The organism is Pantoea sp. Ap-967, assembly GCF_011752565.1.
In the GTDB taxonomy this organism is placed as follows: Bacteria; Pseudomonadota; Gammaproteobacteria; order Pseudomonadales; family Pseudomonadaceae; genus Aquipseudomonas.
This window is the reverse complement of the sequence record NZ_VWXK01000072.1, coordinates 1-1,451: the sequence shown is the minus strand read 5'-3', so window position 1 is coordinate 1,451 and position 1,451 is coordinate 1. Positions and strand designations below refer to the sequence as shown.

Sequence of the window (1,451 nt, the reverse complement as noted above, 5' to 3'; positions counted from 1 at the left end):
TGAACTGCGCCCCAGATGTTGGACACCCGTCCATCACCTGGGGTTTTTCATGAGCAAGTATCCAACACCTTTCAAGCGGTCAGCCATCCAAGCCTTCCTCGATCGAGGCTATGGCTTCCGCCATGTTGCTGCCCAGTTCCACATCGACCCGACTTTGCTTCGCCGGTGGGTTAGCGCCTATCAGATGCACGGAGAGGCCAGCTTTGAGAAGCCTGGCCGACGCTACAGCTGCGAGTTCAAACAGTCAGTCCTTCACCGCAAGTGGCGCGACCAGCTTTCGTTTAGAGCCACGGCAGCGCTTTTCAATCTTGGTAACTCAACCCAGGTGCGTCGGTGGGAAGAAGAGTATTACAGTGAACGCCTCAAAGCCCCGATGCCCCCTGCAGAGATGTTGATCACCGCCATGCCAAAGCCAACCCACGCGTCTATAAAAAAACCTGCCAAGGCCGTGGAGGAACTCACCCACGCGGAGCTACTCAAGCGGTTTCGAGAGCTTGAAGCGGAGAATGCCTACCTAAAAAAGCTCGAGGAACTCGATGCAGAGAAAGCGAGGTTGAAACAAGCCAGGAAAAAGCCCAGCTAGTCGCAATACTGCGTGACCGATACCCGTTTTCCGCTCTGTTAAGGGCGGCTGGCTTGGCACGCAGCACCTATTACTATCAGCTGGATCTGTTGAAAGCTGGAGACACCTGCGCCCCGCTCAAAGCCGCGATCCAGACCATTTGCGAGCAGAATCGTGGTCGTTATGGGTATCGGCGGGTGACGTCATCGCTCAGGCAGGTGGGTCAGCTGATTAACAGTAAGAAGGTAAGACGGCTGATGGCAGAGCTGGGTCTTAAGTGCACCGTGCGCCCTAAGAAATACAGAGCCTACCGCGGAGTGATTGGGGAAGCCGCACCGAATGTCCTCAAGCGGGACTTCAAAGCTGAGCAGCCCAATCAGAAGTGGGTGACCGATGTGACTGAGTTCAAGGTGGCAGGTGAAAAACTGTATTTGTCGCCAGTAATGGATCTGTATAACGGTGAAATCGTGGCCTATCACACTGAAAAACGGCCGCGATTCGCTCTGGTAGAAAAGATGCTGGAGCAAGCTATTTCTCGGCTTCCACCAGGCATCAAACCTCTGCTGCACTCTGATCAGGGGTGGCACTACCGTTACCCAGATTACTGCGCACGATTGAAAGAAGCTGGGCTGGAGCAGAGCATGTCTCGTAAGGGTAACTGCCTTGATAATGCCGCCATGGAGAGCTTTTTCGGGACGCTCAAATCAGAATATTTCTACCGTGAACGCTTCCAAAGCGTTGCTGAGTTGGAAGCAGGGCTAGCCGAGTACATCCATTACTACAACCACGAACGAATCAAAATGAAGCTCAATGGCCTGAGTCCTGTGGCTTACAGGACTCAGGCTGAGGTAGCCTAGCTTCGACCGTCTAACATTTGGGGCGCAGTTCA

1 protein-coding gene is annotated in these 1,451 nt (G+C 53.8%); it reads left to right on the top strand.

The window, feature by feature from the left end; translation table 11 throughout:
• The first annotated feature begins 49 nt into the window (after positions 1-49).
• Positions 50-1,419 (top strand): IS3 family transposase gene (locus F3J45_RS29520; RefSeq protein WP_370526515.1). Its coding sequence is split into 2 segments (ribosomal slippage): positions 50-547 and positions 550-1,419, totalling 1,368 coding nucleotides; the frame shifts between segments, so codons are not numbered across the junction.
• The last annotated feature ends 32 nt before the right edge of the window (positions 1,420-1,451 follow it).